This window comes from Paenibacillus sp. JJ1722, from assembly GCF_048282685.1.
GTDB classification, from domain to species: Bacteria; Bacillota; Bacilli; order Paenibacillales; family Paenibacillaceae; genus Paenibacillus; species Paenibacillus polymyxa_B.
On the sequence record NZ_CP182500.1, the window covers coordinates 4,429,822 to 4,447,950 of the forward strand.

At 49.6% G+C, this 18,129-nt stretch carries 9 protein-coding genes; 3 read left to right on the top strand and 6 right to left on the bottom strand.

Going from position 1 to position 18,129, the window contains the following annotated elements; genetic code table 11:
- Nucleotides 1-34: 34 nt before the first annotated feature.
- Nucleotides 35-6,259, bottom strand: coding sequence for a WIAG-tail domain (locus ACM1ND_RS19660; RefSeq protein WP_418026506.1), 6,225 nt, complete (start codon nucleotides 6,257-6,259; stop codon nucleotides 35-37).
- Between the two features lie 189 nt (nucleotides 6,260-6,448).
- Here ACM1ND_RS19660 and fabV point away from each other — a divergent pair, with 189 nt between their 5' ends.
- Both fabV and ACM1ND_RS19670 read left to right on the top strand, forming a co-directional pair.
- Nucleotides 6,449-7,636: an enoyl-ACP reductase FabV gene (gene fabV / locus ACM1ND_RS19665; RefSeq protein ID WP_069080312.1), complete on the top strand. Its 1,188-nt coding sequence runs from the start codon at nucleotides 6,449-6,451 to the stop codon at nucleotides 7,634-7,636.
- A 298-nt stretch (nucleotides 7,637-7,934) separates the two neighbouring features.
- A complete protein-coding gene (locus ACM1ND_RS19670) occupies nucleotides 7,935-8,087 on the top strand; it encodes a DUF1540 domain-containing protein (RefSeq protein ID WP_023989813.1) in 153 nt (50 codons plus the stop codon).
- 191 nt (nucleotides 8,088-8,278) lie between these two features.
- Here the strand turns inward: ACM1ND_RS19670 and ACM1ND_RS19675 are convergent, their stop codons facing one another.
- Both ACM1ND_RS19675 and ACM1ND_RS19680 read right to left on the bottom strand, forming a co-directional pair.
- Nucleotides 8,279-8,482 carry a hypothetical protein gene (locus ACM1ND_RS19675; protein ID WP_028542495.1) on the bottom strand — a complete coding sequence of 68 codons (204 nt, stop codon included), beginning with the start codon at nucleotides 8,480-8,482 and terminating at the stop codon, nucleotides 8,279-8,281.
- 93 nt (nucleotides 8,483-8,575) lie between these two features.
- A complete protein-coding gene (locus ACM1ND_RS19680; protein ID WP_025720792.1) occupies nucleotides 8,576-8,947 on the bottom strand; it encodes a DUF4190 domain-containing protein in 372 nt (123 codons plus the stop codon).
- Between the two features lie 223 nt (nucleotides 8,948-9,170).
- Here ACM1ND_RS19680 and ACM1ND_RS19685 point away from each other — a divergent pair, with 223 nt between their 5' ends.
- Nucleotides 9,171-9,758, top strand: coding sequence for a hypothetical protein (locus ACM1ND_RS19685; RefSeq protein WP_023989816.1), 588 nt, complete (start codon nucleotides 9,171-9,173; stop codon nucleotides 9,756-9,758).
- 12 nt (nucleotides 9,759-9,770) lie between these two features.
- On the opposite strand, the gene ACM1ND_RS19690 is transcribed toward ACM1ND_RS19685, so the two are convergent.
- The 3 genes from ACM1ND_RS19690 to ACM1ND_RS19700 form a co-directional block, all read right to left on the bottom strand.
- Nucleotides 9,771-10,118 (bottom strand): hypothetical protein, encoded by a 348-nt coding sequence (locus tag ACM1ND_RS19690; RefSeq protein ID WP_068942071.1) that lies wholly within the window; start codon nucleotides 10,116-10,118, stop codon nucleotides 9,771-9,773.
- Nucleotides 10,119-10,302: 184 nt separating this feature from the next.
- Nucleotides 10,303-15,816, bottom strand: coding sequence for a S8 family serine peptidase (locus ACM1ND_RS19695; protein WP_418026507.1), 5,514 nt, complete (start codon nucleotides 15,814-15,816; stop codon nucleotides 10,303-10,305).
- A gap of 566 nt (nucleotides 15,817-16,382) precedes the next feature.
- Nucleotides 16,383-18,008 (bottom strand): S8 family serine peptidase, encoded by a 1,626-nt coding sequence (locus ACM1ND_RS19700; protein WP_028542492.1) that lies wholly within the window; start codon nucleotides 18,006-18,008, stop codon nucleotides 16,383-16,385.
- Nucleotides 18,009-18,129: the final 121 nt, after the last annotated feature.

Below are 18,129 nucleotides of genomic sequence, written 5' to 3' on the forward strand. Positions count from 1 at the left end.
CTGCACGCTATGAGTTTTACAATAACCATCTTCACTAACCAATGGCGATCCAGGAAATAATACCGTAGTTATGCGCGGTTTCGTTCCACTTGGTTACGACGATCACTGCTCCATTCGGCGTCTGAGATTTCAGCGTCGCATGAAAGAGAGGGTGGTTCGTCATCGCTACCAACGTATAGTCCGGGTTTACAAAAGGCTCCCCGAATACAATGGTCACTTCCGTCTCTCCTTCACTGCCTTTCAAAAGAAACGGCGCTCTGCCAAACTGCTGCAATGCTGGCTGATTCGCACAAGTACGGACCGGAGTGATGCTCAAATGCTCCGGCTTCACTGCGTTCAGCTCCAGCTCACGTGAGCCTACCGAGCCTTCCACCAGATGATGACCTTCAATGCTCTGCTCTGCCACATGATGGCTTTGTACCGCAGCCGCTTGCAGATGCTCTGGTCCCACGGCTTCTGGGCTCAGCACCTCGCTGTCGACGGCCTGAGCTTTCAGATGGCTGCGAGATACACTGTTTGCCTGAAGTCTGTCGCCACTGACGCCTTCCTCTGGCAAAAGTCCCGAGAGATGTATATCTGTGGACAGCTGAGCCAGTGTCACCGAGCCCGGCTTTAGGTGATGCGAATCAATAACTTCCTCTCCAATGTGGTGGCTTGCAATAGCCTCCTCAGCCACATGGCGGGACTGTACCGTTCCATCTGCCAGCTTGCTGGACGTCACCGCTCCTTCCTGTATAGCATCCTCAGCCACCGCCTGCCAGCCTACATGCTGTGGCTGAATAGCCCCTGCCTGCAGATGCTCCGACTGGACTGAATCCAGCGCGATATGCCTGGACTGCACCACGCCTTCTGCCAGTGCGGACCCTTGGATCGCCCCATCGGCCAAATGCTGAGCGTGTACGGCATGCTCCGTCAAATGGACGGAGTTTACGCTGGCTTCTGCCAGATTCGAAGCACGCACCGCCCGAAGCGCAAGCTTCTCAGCGTTCACGCTGCCTGCCTGGAGCGCGTGAACCGATACACTCCCGGGCGCAATATGCCGGGTCATCACTGCCGAAGCCTGCAAATGAGCAGAGGTGACGGATTCCGGAGCCAGATGGCTCGACTGGACGGCCTCTTCTGCCAAATGATTGGCTTGCACCGCTTCGTCCGTAATATGCCACGGCTGGACCGAATGAGGAGATATTTTGGCAGCAGTCACGCCATCATCCGCCAGTTTGCTGGACGTAACCGACTCATCCTGCAAAGCATCAGTTGATATTGCTTGGGATGCGATATGCACACCCTGAATGGTTCCAAGGTGAAGATGGTGCGGCTGAATGGACTCCGGTGCGATATGCACGGACTTCACTGCCCCCTCTGCCAGCGCTCTGTCCTGTACTGCGCCAGGTGCCAAATGCCGGGGGTGTACGGCATGCTCAGACAACTGTGAAGGACCGACGCTTCCCTCCGCGAGATTCGTCGCTTGCACCGAGCGTGCCGCCAGCTTTTCCGAGGTGATGCTTTCTGCTTGAAGCGCACGACCTGACACACTGTCAACGGCCAGATGTCTCGCAAACACCGAGGAAGCCTGTAAATGATCAGAGGTGACGGATTCCGGAGCCAAATGGTTCGACTGGATGGCCTCTTCTGCCAAATGATTGGCTTGCACCGCTTCGTCTGTAATGTGCCACGGCTGGACCGAGTGGGCAGACAGCTTGGCGGCAGTCACGCTCTCATCCGCCAATTTGTCGGACGTAACAGATTCATTCTGCAAAGCATCGGTCGATATCGCCTGTGAGGCGATATGCACACCCTGAATGGTTCCCATTTGCAGATGATGCGACTGGATGGACTCCGGTGCGATATGCACGGACTTTACTACCCCTTCTGCTAGCGCTCTGTCCTGTACTGCGCCAGGTGCCAAATGCCGGGGGTGTACGGCATGCTCAGACAACTGTGAAGGACCGACGCTTCCTTCCGCGAGATTCGTCGCTTGCACCGAGCGTGCCGCCAGCTTTTCCGTGGTGATGCTTTCTGCTTGAAGCGCACGACCTGACACACTGTCAACGGCCAGATGTCTCGCAAACACCGAGGAAGCCTGTAAATGATCAGAGGTGACGGATTCCGAGGCCAAATGGTTCGACTGGACGGCCTCTTCTGCCAAATGATTGGCTTGCACCGCTTCGTCTGTAATGTGCCACGGCTGGACCGAGTGGGCAGACAGCTTGGCGGCAGTCACGCCCTCATCCGCCAATTTGTCGGACGTAACGGACTCATCCTGCAAAGCATCGGTCGATATCGCCTGTGAGGCGATATGCACACCCTGAATGGTCCCCGTTTGCAGATGATGCGACTGGATGGACTCCGGTGCGATATGCACAGACTTTACTGCCCCTTCTGCCAGCGCTCTGTCCTGTACTGCGCCGGGTGCCAAATGCCGGGGGTGTATCGCCTGCGTGGACAGATGTGAAGGGCCGACGCTTCCTTCCGCGAGATTTAACGCTCGCACCGAGTGTGCCGCCAGCTTTTCCGAGGTGACGCTTTCTGTTTGAAGCGCACTACTGGATACGCTATCCGAGGCCAGATGGCTCGCAAGCACCGCCGAAGCCTGCAAATGGGCAGAGCTGACGGATTCCAGGGCCAAATGGTTGGACTGGACAGCCTCTTCTGCCAAATGATTGGCTTGCACCGCTTCGTCTGTGATGTGCCACGACTGGACTGAGTGGGCAGACAGTTTGGCGGCAGTCACGCCTTCATCCGCCAATTTGTCGGACGTAACGGACTCATTCTGCAAAGCATCAGTCGATATCGCCTGTGAGGAGATATGCACATCCTGAATGGTTCCCGTTTGCAGATGATGCGACTGGATGGACTCCGGTGCGATATGCACGGATTTCACTGCCCCTTCTGCCAGCGCTCTGTCCTGTACTGCACCCGTTGCCAAGTGCCGGGTGTGTATCGCTTGCGTGGACAGATGTGGAGGGCCAACGCTGCCTTCCGCGAGATGCGTCGCTTGCACCGAGTGTGCCGCCAGCTTTTCTGAGGTGATGCTTTCTGCTTGAAGCGCACTACTGGATACGCTATCCGGGGCCAGATGGCTCGCAAGCACCGCTGAAGCCTGCAAATGGGCAGAGGTGACCGATTCCTGGGCCAGATGATTGGACTGAACGGCTTCTTCTGCCAAATGTTTGGCTTGCACCGCTTCGTCTGTAATGTGCCACGGCTGGACCGAGTGGGCAGACAGCTTGGCGGCAGTCACGCCCTTATCCGCCAGTTTGTCGGACGTAACGGACTCATCCTGCAAAGCATCGGTCGATATGGACTGTGATGCGATGTGCTCTCCCTGAATGGTTCCAATTTGCAGATGATGTGGCTGGATGGATTCCGGTGCGATGTGCACGGACTTCACTGCACCCTCTGCCAGTGCTCTATCCTGTACTGCTCCAGCTGCCAGATGCCGAGTGTGCACCGTTTGCGCAGAAAGATGTGAAGGGCCGATGCTGCCTTCCGCGAGGTTCATTCCTTGTACCGAGCGCGCTGCCAGCTTTTCCGAGGTGACGCTTTCCGCTTGAAGCGCACGACCTGACACACTATCCGGGGCCAAATGTCTCGTGAGCACCGAGGAAGCCTGTAGATGCACCGAGGTGACCGCTCCTGCAGCCAGATGTGCCGAATCCACGGCCGCCACAGCCAAATGGTTGCTTTGTACAGCTTCGTCCATAATATGTCCAGACTGCACGGCATGTGCAGACAGTTTCGTGGGAGTTACGCTTCCCTCCGACAGTTTGGCAGAGGTGACCGATTCATCCTGTAAGGCCGGAGTCGCTATAGCCTGCAATGCGATATGCTCTCCCTGAATGACCCCGCTTTGCAAGTGCTCCGATTGGATGGATTCGGGCGCAAGATGTGCAGACTTCACAGCATTCTGGGCTAATTCCGTCTCCTGTACTGCTCCTGCTGCCAAATGCCGAGTGTGTACGGCTTGCGCAGCCAAATGTCCGGGACCCACGCTATTTTCCGCCAGATTGGGAGCCTGCACAGCACGGGCTGCTAGCTTCTCAGAGGTGACACTTTCCGACTGAAGCGCATGACCGGATACACTATCGGGGGCGAGGTGTTTGGTTTGGACCGATGCAGATTGCAAATGATTAGAGGTGACGGATTCCGGAGCGAGATGATTCGCCTCCACCGCTTCAACAGCCAGATGGTTACTCTGCACTGCTTTATCCGTAATATGCCACGGCTGCACGGAGCGAGCAGACAACTTAGAGGAAGTGACACTACCCTCAGCTAACTTAGGAGCCGTAATCGCCAAATCATTGATTTTATCCGTGGCCACACTTTCCGGCGATAGTTTCAGCGAAGTAACAGCATGATCCTGCAAATGATGGGAGTACACCGCTCCGCTGGCCAAATGCGCGGTTTGAACAGCGCCTTCACCTAGTATGTCCGCGGTAACGGACTGTTCTTGCAAAGCCGAGGTTCCAACACTGTCTTCCCCAAGATGTTTGCTCAAAACAGAACTCTGGGCCAGATGGGCCGAATCGACGGATTGAGCCTGCAATGCCTTTCCACCCACACTGTTGTCGGCAAGGTGGTTTTCACGAATTCCCCCCGTTGCAATGTGTACGTGTGTAATGGCTTGAGAGGCAATCTTATTTCCGGTTACCGCCCCTTTGCCAATTTTAGGTTCTGTCACTGCTTCGTCAGCGATTTTGTCAGACTTAATCGCGCTCGAAGCAATGTGATTTTCCTTGACAGCCTGATTCGCCACATGGTGTTCCAGAACTGCTCCCTTCCCTAATTTCTCGCTCGTCACAGCCCCGGAATGCAAATGTTGCTCCGTAACCGCCTCCGATGCAATATGATTCTTTCGAATGATTTCGGACTGGAGGTGTACGGAAGAGACTGCCTCCGGAGAAATTTGGGGACCTTGTATGGCTGCTGTAGCAATATGTCTGGTAAGTACCGCCTCGTCGGCAATTTTGTGTGGTAATATGCTCTGATCCGATATCTTGGATGAAGTGACGGATTGATCGACAATTTGCAATGAGCCTACAGACTGATCTGCCAGTTTATTGGACTGAATACTCCGATCCGCCAGGTGACGGGCTGTTACTTGGCCCGTTCCAAGCTGCTCTTCCCCAATGGAGCCAGGACTCAGATGCTTTCTTTCAATCGCTCCAGCCTGAATATGCGAACTGGTAACTGCCTCCGACTCCAGATGACGCCCGCTGACAACACCTTCCTCCAATTGTTCCTTGCCCACAATTCCATTGGATAGCTGCTTGCGATTAATCGAACCGGGGGCCAGATGCCTTGCATGAACGGCATGCTCGGTCAGGTGTGCACTCTCAATGCTGCCAGCTTGGATTTTAGCCGCATCCACAGCCCCATCCCGCAGTTTGGAAGTGGTCACAGATTGATCGCCCAGCTTGGAGCTATCGACAGCTTCATTAGCCAAATTGTTCGATTGAATCGTACCACTGCGAATTTTATCAGATGTAACCGCCTGATCTTGAAGCATATCTGAAGACACGATCCATTGCTTGAAGTGACGGCTCTCAATGGAGCCATTCGCAATATGATCGCCGCTGATAATCTTATCAGCCAGCTTTTCTGGAGTGATGCTGCCATCTCGCAGTTTTTCACCACCGATGGAGCGATCCTGCAATTTACTGCCTGCCACCGATGCGTCCGACAGATGTTCCACCGTAATGGAGTCCGGGGCAATCTTCGAAGAAGTCACAGCACCGTCGGCTATCTTAATCGTTTGAACGGCATAATCCGCCAGAGATTCCGTGTGGATACTCTCTTGCTTCAGCTTGCTGGAATCTATGGAAGCGGGAGCGATCTTCTCACCCGTTACAGCGAGATCGCTCAAATCGTCTGTATAAATGAAAGCGTTGTTTATATGCGGAGCCTTCTTATTGCTCAGAATTTCCTCCACATCAATTGGATCAGGTTCTGGCTCTGGCTCCGGCTCTGCTTCTAGCTCTGGGGGTTCCTCCATCGACACTTGAGTCTCCTCTGCATCCGCAAATTCAACCTCCGTCTCATGCGAAGCCTCGACTTCAGGTTCGACAACAGTCTGTAACTCCGGCTCCTCTTTGGTTGGGGGAGGCGGAGAAGCAACTTGATGAAGTCTTGCTTCTGTCTCCCTCTCCGCAGGCTGTGGCTTCACGCGATGTATCATACTTAATTCATTCATATCCGGGTCAATTACACTATAGAGCGGCTTTTTGTTTCTTATGGTTTTGCGGCTCTTATTCTTCAAGCAACTCTCTCCCTTCTCATATTTATCGTTACAGCATCATATGCAGGCACTTAGGCACTTGCCACCCCGTGCAAGGATACACTTTTGGGTAAAAAGGATACTTACTAAAATCCACGTTTGAAAAAAAATAGTTAAAAGTTAAAATAGTAAGGGTGAAGATCGCTACAAGAAGAGAGGAATTACAATAACATGATTATCAAACCAAGAACACGTGGCTTTATCTGCACCACTGCTCATCCGGTGGGCTGTGCCCAACATGTTCAGGAGCAAATTGACTATGTACAGGCCCGTCCTGCTATCCAAGGACCCCGTAATGTACTTGTGATCGGGGCATCTGCCGGATATGGGTTGGCCTCTCGCATTACTGCCGCCTTCGGTGCGCGTGCCAATACAATTGGTGTATATCGCCCTAGTAATGCTACCGCCACACGTACAGCATCGGCAGGCTGGTACAATTCTGCTGCATTTGAAAAAGCTGCTCAGGAAGCTGGGCTTAAATCCTTAAGCGTGACGGGAGATGCCTTCTCAGATGAGGTCAAAGCCAAAACGGTGGAAGCCATTCGCGAAGAACTGGGACAAGTCGATCTGGTGGTTTACAGTGTCGCTTCAGGTCGCCGTACAAATCCCCGCACAGGCGAAACGTTTAATTCCGTGCTCAAACCTATTGGTAAGCCTTACACAAACAAGACCGTTAACTTCCACACCGGGGAAGTCAGCAGCGTGACGCTCGAGCCCGCAACAGAAGAAGAAGTGCAAGGAACTGTAGAGGTTATGGGCGGTGAGGACTGGAAATTGTGGATTGACGCCTTGCGTGCCGGCGGTGTACTCGCCGATACTGCAACGACCTTCTCTTTTTCGTACATCGGGTCAGATATTACACAAGCCATCTACAGAGAGGGCAGTATCGGAAGTGCAAAGGATCATTTGGAGGAGACAGCACATCAGCTGAATGATCAGCTGAAAGTTACAGGCGGACGCGCCTTCGTCGCAGTCACCAAAGGACTCGTTACCCAATCTAGCTCCGCTATCCCTGTCGTTCCTCTGTATATTTCTGCTTTATATAAGATAATGAAGGAAAAAGGGCTGCATGAAGGGTGCGTAGAACAGAGCTACCGCCTGTTTGCTGAGCGTCTGTACGCACCAGAAACTCCTGTAGATGAAGAAGGACGTATTCGTATTGATGATTGGGAACTGCGCGAAGACGTACAGGCAGAGGTTGAGAAGATATGGGAGGCGCTGACGACCAACAATATCTACGAATTGTCAGATCTTGAAGGATATCGTCACGAATTTTTCCAACTGTTCGGCTTTGAGTTTGAGGGCGTAGACTATGATGCTGACATCGATCCCATCGTAAATATTCCTAACGTGCGCTAAGTCTTTTCATATCGTCATTATGTCAGAAAAACAAAAAAAGCTGTTCTCCAGCAGAGAAACATTTCGTTCTGCATGGAGGACAGCTTTTGTTTTTTAATTAAAAGGGACACTTGTGTCCGCTTCGAACTGCAAAAAGAAGCAAACATTGCAATTTTAAAATTCATTTGATATTGTACAAGTAGGCATAGCAAAGTCCCTCTTCCTAACAAGAGGGTAAACACAGTTGGACAAGTCCTACCTTGACTGACCGTGATTATATTTGCTCAGCCCACCACATCCATATAAGGAGGTGTACAACATGGCAAAAGACGTTCTGTGTGAAGTCAATTCATGTACGCACTGGGCCCAAGAGAATAAATGTAGTGCTAGCTCCATTTACATCGTAAGCAACAGACCTGAAGACACTCACAAATCCGAAGAAACAGACTGCAAAACCTTCGAAGCCAAGTAAATCTTTGATTTCAAGCCTAGTTTTATAATGAAGGAGCCCATGCCCGGGTTCCTTCTTTCTTATGATATTCTAACAATAATGATAATTATTATCAAGTCCTTTTTCGGTACAGAAAAAATGCTATTCGCTTGTATACAATCATTTCTCTGCTACTTTATAAATCCAAGCCTAAAAGGACACTGCTGTTCTCTCTAAAGACAAAAAAAAGAAGCGTCGCTCTGAACGATTCGCTTCTTGTGCTTGACCTTTTGTAATTGTTCTTGCTTGGTCGGCTTCACTCGTATGTGCTGTGAAATCTCGCCATAATGGTCATTCGTTTTGCGGCTTTGTGCCGCGCAATAGATTCCAGCGCGTTTTGCCTTGCTCAGCGCTTTTTGTGTTTGAGTACGTGCCATACGGCTTCACTCTCCTTCATTGGACTCCTTTTATCATAGCATCCAATCGTCAAATCGTGAATGGTTTGTCTGACTCAAGCATTCTTCAATTCATTAAATGTCTGAAAAAATATCCGGATCGCCACTGGAGGCCGCTACAATAAAAACAATAACTATAAAAATGATGATTAGTGTATAAATCAGTGTACCGATAATACTACATACCAGTCCAGCAATGGCCATACCTCTGCCTTGCTCGCCATGACGGTTAATTTCCTTCAGGGAAAGACTGGACAAAATAATACCCACAATTCCGATAATCAACCCAATATAGGGAATGACAACAGATAAAATCCCGAGCACCATCGAGGCAACAGCTTTACTATTCGTAGGTGGAACTACTGGGGGCGGGTTAAATGGGGCGTTATAATCGTTCGTCTCCTGAAAAGGATCGGAAGATCGAGGCTCCTTGTACAAATCACTCATCTGTTAAATTCAACTCCAATACGAAAAATAGCAATTATATAAGTTCTAGGGTACCACAATCTTACAAATCAGGACAGTACTTATTTCGAATTTTTAAATTAGAACGTTAAAAAGAAGAAACCTAGCGATATTAGCACTTTTTGAGGTAACCGGGCATACAGTATTGTACCTGTTACAGATCAATTGTGCTCCATGAGAGCATCCTGCCAAGGAGGTCGGAGCTATGCTATATCGTGCAACATCCCGCAGAAAGGGCTCGCCTCACAAACGTTTAAATGCAAACACACTTAGGATAATATCCGCTGCCATGCTGCCATTTTACAAAGCTATTGCAACTCGCCGTGCGTTTGCAGTTCAATGGTCACGAGCTGTCGTTCAGGGCAACTTGGATCGGATGAAATCCCTTCTCTGCTCAGTAGCGCCATTTGCCGCCAAACAAGGCTTAGGCACGAATGGCATCGGCTACTTTATTTCCTTTTTAGCTCATCCACCGATGCTCTATTATACGAATGGAACGACGATTCCACCGGGGACTGTGCAGTTTACGTTTGAGCCGAGAGTTCATCGCGCCATTGCAAAAGCCGTTTTTCCGCTGTATCGCGAATTGGCACGCAATCCATGTTTTGCTTCTGCCTTTGCCAAAGCGATCAACAGACAAGACCAGCGTGCAGTTCATGTAATGATCCGTAGTTTGATTCCATCCTCTGCGCTGAAATCCGTACAAATTGAGGATGATGGCTTTGCATTGCTATTTAAGTATCCCTTTAGTAAGTACCCATATCGCAATCTGCTCTTTCGGGAGTTCACTTAAAAAGGTATGCTACTAGCGTGCTTGCTTGAGTTCTCCAATGAGCTCTTTTCCCAGTTGTATAGCCATATCTGTCAGCACTCGGATTTCATCCTTGGTTGCATGATCTAAATGTGCCCCGCAGCAAATGGCAAAATTGCCTGCAAACTCTTTTCGCAAGCGAACTGCAATTTCTTCGGTAATATAAAACTCCTTGTGATTTTGCAATTGCACAGTTTGAATCGGCTCGAGTCTGGCCCCTGCTGTAATCGTTCCCAAATGAGGCTGATCACCGCCTGAAATGAGTACAATGATATCTTCCCCCATAAAATAGGCATCCAGCTCTAGACGGATACGTCCGCTTTCTTTTTGCAAATGAATCAATAGGATCCTCTCCTGCTAAAAAAATATTATTGTGAAACGATTCACTTTATAGAGTTCTACTCATTGTACCGCTTCTTGAACGGTTCGACAATTTAAAAATGGCCCACAGCAGCCTCTATAAACCGTGGCTTGCTGTGGGCCTTCATTGTTATTCTAAAAGAAGCATTTCCTTTCCTACTGGCTGCTAACGGATCGTGATCGTATGCACAGTCTTACCACTTGCGCCGTCATTATCCGTTACCGTTAGCTCTACGGTATACGTTCCAGCTGTGGTGAATTTATGCTTCACCTTGGAACCGACCGCCGTATTGCCATCGCCAAAATTCCAGCTGTAACTGACGATCTCACCGTCTACATCACGGGAAGCTTTGGCGTTAAATTGTACATTTTTGTTCTTCTTAGCTGATTCATTAGCCTGAATAATGGCTACTGGCTTCTCATTGGATGTAGGTGGATTCGGATCAGGGTTCTGTCCTCCACCATTGGTTACATACAATCTTCCCGGTGCCTCCGTCTCCACTTCATTTCCCGCCGCATCCCTTACCCGGATCACGATGACTCCGCCTTCCAGGTTCAGAGAAGATGAAGTGAAATAAGTTCCTTCATAGTGGCCTGACGAAGTTTCATTTAATGGAATATCGTTGCGGCCCAAAGTGGACAGGTTGAAAGGCAGCTCCACATGGAATGACGCCTCCAAACCGGATGCACTGTCAAAGGATACTCGTACCGGCTGCCCTGGAGTGATACGCACATCCTCAGCAGGGCTAATGTTTTCAAGCTTCGGCAGAGCTGTATCGACATACACCGAGCGCGTAACACTTGTTTCGTTTTCGGCAAGATCCTTGGCCGTCACCGTAATTTGATTTTCACCTTCGTTGATAAGCAACCGCTTGTTAAAGCTGCCGTCACTTCCAAATTCAGCGGGCTCACCATTAATCGTCAATTCGGTGAGGAACTCGTCATACACGGTACCGACTACACTGACTACACCCACGTTTGTACGCGCCCCTTCATCAGGTGAAGTCAGGATCAGACCCGGTTTAGTCTGATCGAGTGTCACAACCACCGTTTCGGAACGATCCGTTAATTTGCCGTATACCGCTGCTTGAACACTTAGCGGATTAGCTCCTGGTTGAAGATCAACCGACAAACTGAAGTGGCGATCCTTCACTTTCGTTGTGCCAGCCAGCTCCTTACCGTTAAAGAGCTGAATATCGGCTCCTTCTGCCGGGGAAGTTCCTGTTACGGTAATCGACTCTTCCTGCGTATACGTAGCCTTCGTAGGAGTCGTAATCGTTGGAGCATTCACCGGATATCTGACGATAGCCCGGATCATGTAATTCCCTTCCTCCTCAGGTGATTGGCTCCATGCGCCGCTTACACCTTGCCAGCTGCGAAGTGCATTCGGGCCACTCTCATCTGTAGCAAGACCCGGCGACTGTGTGCCTACAGCAGACTGTGTATATACGATGTAGAAGTCACCTTGAACCGTCACCGGCTCTGGAAGCCGCACCGTCGTCCATTGTGACTCGTCCCGCACGGCAGTCCCGTCGAATGGACCAGCCAATAATCGTCCAGGCGCTCCTGCCGCACCGGAGGCGTCATAGACAGAATATTGGAATGCCGTTCCTCCCGGATTCGGGAAGGCAGAGTTCCAGAACAAAAGCGATGCTCCTGTCACTTGAGCCACTTCCGACTCAGGCGTCATTCTGACTGCCCATGAATTGCCTGCCGCGTTAAAGGCTCTGGCATTTTCTCCTGTCCCGTCATCGTAGGCGATGCCTCCCTGGAACCCGATGAAAGGTTTCAACGTGACATTCGCTTCCACGCTACCATTCGGAGGAGCAATAACGGATACACTGTCGCTATAATAATTCTCAGCTGAAATGGACAATGTGTATGTTCCTTCCAGCACGTCCAGCGTAAATTCTCCAGCCTCATTCGTCTCTACCGGAGCAATACGTGCATCCTCCAGCACCAACACTTTCGCTTTTTGGATCGGTTCACCGGATTGCTTGTCGGTAATGACCCCGTGAATCGTACCGTGAGGTATGGCCTGAAGGCTAAAGTTTGCTCTAATGACTTTGTTATTCTCAATCGTGACTGCTTTCGTTTGAGGCACATAACCATAGGCTTCAGCCTTCAGCGTATAGTCGCCTGCTACATGGGTGAAGCTGTATTTGCCCGTGGTCGGATCCGTTTTCACCGAACGTCCGGTTTCCAATACCGTAACCGTAGCGCTGGCTGGAAGACTGTCGAGCCCGACACGTCCACTCTCCACCGTTGTTTCTGCCGGCTTCACTTTCTCCTGGAATTCACTCTTTTCAGTGCTTGTAATTTTGTACAGTGGGAATTGTTCTTCCGCTTTTTCCAGCTTGGTATTCGACTCAGGTACAATGTCCTTGGTCACTGTCGCAGCTGGAATGCCCAACACACGGAAATCGTCAATGTACCAGCCGTTCTTGTTCACACTGTTATCCGATTTCAAACGGAAGCGAATTTGGATCTCATTGCCGGTGTAGCTATCCAGATTGTAATAAACCGGAGTCCACTTTTTCCCATTCGTATTGTGAGAGAACTTGCCCAGCTCGCTCCACGTGTCGCCATTGTTTTTGGACACTTCCACATAACCGTAATCATAGCCGGCCTCAATTTCAAACCAGTGATTGAAGGTCAGTGTTGCATTGCGTACAGCCTGTAAATTAATTTTTGGAGAAACCAGCGAAAATTCAGCTCCGTTCTCATAATTGCTATCAAGATCGGTTGCCCACACATTTGGTCTGGACACTGCGCTTTCTGGTCCTACTTCCTTCGGAATGCCACGTTCCCACTCATCCTTGGTACCGGAATGAGTCCAGCCATTATCCGAGCTGCCGTCAAAATGATCGCTATACAGCGTATCCGGCACGTCTACTCTCAGAGAAGCCTCATTCGACTTGATTCCTTCATTGCCACTATAATCCTCAGCCGCCACTGCATAATGATAGGTCGCTCCACCGACCGTGATGGTATCTGTGAGTGTCAGTGCTGAGGTTGTACCGATGGAAGTATAATTTTTGCCTGATTGGGTAGAACGATACACCTTGTACTGCTTCACATCATCATCGGAGGAAGCATTCCAGGCCAGTGTGACGTTGCCCACAGTATCTGCTTCAGCAGTCAAATTGCTCGGCGCAGCAGGTGCAACGGTGTCTGGCTCCTGAATCGACAGATCGTCAATATACCAGCCATCTTTCACAACCGTATTGTCACTAGTAAAGTTGAACAGGAGGTATACTTTTTGACCCGCGAATGCCCGCAAATCAAGATATTGTGTTTTCCAGCCATTGCTGGTGCCAGTAAACGATAATACCTGCTCAAACGCATTCTGATTGTTTGTGGTTGCTACGTACACTTTGCCGAAATCAGAATTGTTTTCAAGATCGTACCAATGCTTGAAGCTGACCAGCGCCCCTTTTGAGCTCTCGGTCAGATCAATCGGAGGGGCCATAAAATAACTGTTGGAGTTGGCCTGATATTGGCCTTCGAGATTAGTCGCGATGACCTTTGTACCCGAATGTGTGCTTTTAGGGCCGCTTGTCGGAGTTCCCCATTTCCAAACACTGCCCTGTCCACCGATATTAATACCGGCAATGTCTTTTTCAAAGTCTTGTGTGTAGCCTGGTTTTACGCCTTTGGAGATTTTAACCTTGTATACTTCAGTTTCAAATCCGTTATTACCGTAATCATTTACACGAATATAGTATTCCAGACCAGCGCTGTCCACCAAAAAAGTCGGGATGGACGCTTGATATGTACCATCTTTGCTGTCGCCGGAGGTCCGTTCCAACGGAATATATACATAGTTTGACGTACCTGCTGTTTTGGCAAATGCCTCAACGGCCGTCACGCCGACATCATCCGTTACATGAGCAGTCAGAGGTATATCAATACCCTCGAATGCCGCTGCGGGCGGTGTATGCTCGAGAACAGGTGCTTCCAGATCGTCGCCACCCGTTACAACTTTACCAGACACGGAGCCCAGACCTTGCATGACCGAACCGACTGCATCCAGCGCATTAATGACACCATGTCCGTAGCCATTGTTTGGCGAAGTAGGATATGTGCTGTCCGTGCGCGGTGTAGCTGTGTTCATCAAAATTTCCTCAAGCTGGTCTACGGTAAGAGAATGATTCGCTTGCAGCAACAGAGCTGCAAGGGCCGCAACATGAGGTCCCGCCATGGAAGTACCGTTATACCCGCCTTTATAGCCGCCACCAGCCACAGATGACCGGATATTTACACCCGGCGCGGAAACTTCGGGCTTCACCTCACCATAGGGTGATGGTCCTAACAAGGAGAAGCTGGCCAGATTATCATTGCTATCCGTGGCTCCAGTAGCGAAGGATTCCGGATAGTTTGCCGGATTGGCTACCGAGGCAGGTCCGCCCGGATTGGAAAGAGAGGTATTACCTGCGGAGAATTCGGGGAAGATTTGAGCATCCCGCCATGCCTGAACCACAGGCCGGAACCATTCATCAAGACCCGGTCCGCCTCCCCACGAGTTGTTCACTACATCTGGAGCAAGCTCGGGATGAAGATTCCCTTGGGCATCTTTTGGCGCAAGCAGCCATTGACCGCCATCCAGTATAATCGCATCCGTCGTTTCCGGATTAAAAATCCGAACCGCAATCCACTTCGCACCAGGTGCAACGCCAACTCGGTTCGTTCCATTTTCCTCAGAGCCGACCATCGTGCCCATCGTATGTGTACCATGGGAATCGTCTTCCTGATCGACCGGAAGCGTCGCATGACTATGCGGATCGTACCAGCTCAGCTCGGGATTCACGACATTGCCTGCCGCGTCCAGCCCCCGCCATTTGCGATGAAGGGCCGGATGTGTATAATCTACACCTGTATCCAGATTGGCAACCACGATTCCGGTTCCGTCAATTCCCTTTTCCCACACTTGTGGTGCGTTAATATGGGATATGTTCCATTCCACCGTAGATGGGTCTACAGCGTTCTTACCTGCATTGCCAGGCTTAGCCGATGTTTTGCCATCGTCCTTCTCCAGCTCTACAGCCTTCTCTACCGTCGTAGACTTCGCCGCGGCTGCTGTCACTGTTTTAGCTGTTTCAGCCGTTTTGGCATTTGCTCCCTCTGCTTGCTTGTCAACCGTCACCTTTTGCAGATAACGCGTTTCATTCGGCAAGACTTTATCGACCTCAGGCAGCTGCGAAATATGATCCAGCACCTCCTTGGTGCTTGTTACAGCCAATGCATTGACAATAAAAAAGCTTTTATATTCCTTCACTCCGCCGCTCTCTGATTGCTTATCCAAATAATTTTCAAGCCCATATTGGGTTCTTGAAGCCGTTTCACGCAGAGAACTGATCACATGGCTGCGTGCAGCCATTTTGGCGGCGGAAGGTGTTATTTTCTCAAGTGAGGCCTTTTGAAGAGCATTTTTGGAAACCTTGTTGGTGTCTACCTGTTCTTTTAATTTGACCAGATAGGTAACATAGTTATTCTCCTCAAACTGTTTGGTCAGTTTCGGGGATACCTTCGCGGTCGTGACCTTGTGCGAGGCGGATTTCAGCTCCAGCTTGGAGCCATCTGGTGTGTTATTCGCCAAAGCGGGTTGAACAAAGGAAAAGGCCATTAGCAAAGATAGTCCGATAGATAGTGGTTTCTTGAATCGTTTAGGTTTAATCAATTACTTCTCCACTCCTTTTACTGGGTTTAATGTTTCTGGAATAACCTGTACAGAGTAAGACCTCATACCTTACACATCAAACACACGGGTTGCGCAACACGATGTGGTTGGCGACCACCTCCTTCATAGAATATAGAGGCACAAAAATATTTGGCTGTTCATAGGTGGTGGTACTTCATAGGTGAGTTTACAATCCCAATAGGAAGCGATGAAATTCAGTAGAAACCAAGGAGAAAAAGCAGGAGAACTTCGAAGAAAAACATGTTATATCATTACATTTTATATTAAAAATTGATATATAATCATATATTATGGAATAGTATAAAGTTATCAAAACAGATATACAAGTCATTTTTTTGCATTTTTCTTGAAATTCTATGACTTTTATATTCTTTTATGTACGAAAACCCCTTTTTGCGGCTACGTAATAGTGCATTACACGGTTAATAGGTGTATGCAATCTCTGTACGAGCCGCTCAAAGGGATTTTCGGGGGTCTTTCTTAATCCTATCTTTCGCTCTATATCTTGTTCATTGGAAGTCGCTTATAGGATTTTTGCAAAATCCTCACTTAAGTACGGAGTTCACCGCAGCAAGCGCGTCGATCAGACCATATCCGTAACCATTGTTCGGTGAAGTCCGATACTGGCTATCTGTCAGCGGCGTCGCTGTTTTTGAAATAACATCCTCCAGTTGATCCACAGTCAAAGATGGCTTGGCCTGAAGCAGTAATGCCGCTAATCCAGCAGTATGCGGGCCTGCCATAGAAGTACCGTTCCATCCCCCCTCATACACTCCGCCCGGTACAGAAGAACGGATGTTTACACCAGGAGCCGAAATTTCAGGCTTCACTTCGCCATAAGGAGAAGGACCGCGCAGCGAGAAGCTGGCCAGCTTGTTGTTTACGTCCGTGGCTCCTGTCGCATAAGCTTCCGGTAGATTCGCCGGATTGGCTACAGACCCAGGTCCGCCCGGATTGGACAGTGTTGTGTTGCCGGCGGAGAACTCAGGGAAAATCTGAGCCGCTCTCCACGCCTTGGTGACTGGACGATACCATTCATCCAGGCCAGGTCCACCGCCCCAAGAGTTATTCACCACATCCGGTGCAAGCTCAGGGTGCTTTTTACCGTTTTTATCTACAGGAGCAAGAATCCACTGTCCACCGTCCAGTAAGATGGAGTCGGTGGTATCTGGATTGAATACTCGAACCGCAATCCATTTGGCGCCGGGAGCAACACCGATTTCATTCGTACCGTTGCTGTCCGAGCCAACGCTCGTCCCCATCGTATGTGTACCATGTCCATTTGAATCAGTTGGCAGCGATGCTCCATTAACCGCATCATACCAGCTCAGTTCTGGATTAACGACCTGGCCGGAAGCGTTCAGACCACGCCATTTTCTTTTCAGTGCCGGGTGAGTATATTCAACGCCTGTATCCAGATTGGCGACAACAATGCCTTTGCCGTCAATGCCTTTGGCCCAAACCTGTGGTGCTTTGATTTTAGAAATATTCCACTCGACACGGCTTGGCGTTACCGCATCCTTATACACGGATTCTTCCACCGATTTTTGCGCATTCTCTTCCGTCACAGCCGTATCTACAGCGGCTTGATCTGCAACCGCTTGGTCAGCTGTAGATTCCTCAACTACGGGCTGGGCATCCTTATCTATTTCTACCTTTTGCAGTTCCCGCTTTTCATCCGGTAAAATTTTGTCGATCTCAGGAAGTGTGGCGAGATTATCCATGACCTCTTTGGTGCTGGTTACCGCAAATGCGTTCACGATAAAGTAACTCTTGTATTTTTTGACGTTTCCGTTATTGACTTCCTTCTTTAAGTATTCTTCCACGGATTGTTGCGTTTTTTCTGCTGTATCCATGAGAGAGTTCACAACCGTTGTACGTACAGAAAGCTTAGCAGCAGCCGGTGAAATTTGCTCTGCAGAGGCCTTTTGGAAAGCATGCTTGGCAACTGACTCCGTATCCACCTGATCCTTCAATTTAACCAGATAGGTGACATACTCACTGGAACTGAATTGTTGGTTCAGCTTGGCTGAAACCTTGGCGGAAATGGTTGATCCTCCTGCTGAGGTGGTTGTGCTGGAATCTCCATATACCGGAGAAATTAGAGAAAAAGCAAGAAGAGCGGTAAAACTGACCGACAGCGTCTTTTTGATATTTTTCGACTTAATCAATACTTTCCATCTCCCTTTACTTGGTTTTTTAATTCTCAAGGACAGCCTCCGAGTAGCTACGTCAAAAGCTCACAAAATAGCCTCTGGTACTCACCTCCTTTAAAAAATATAGATTTCGCTG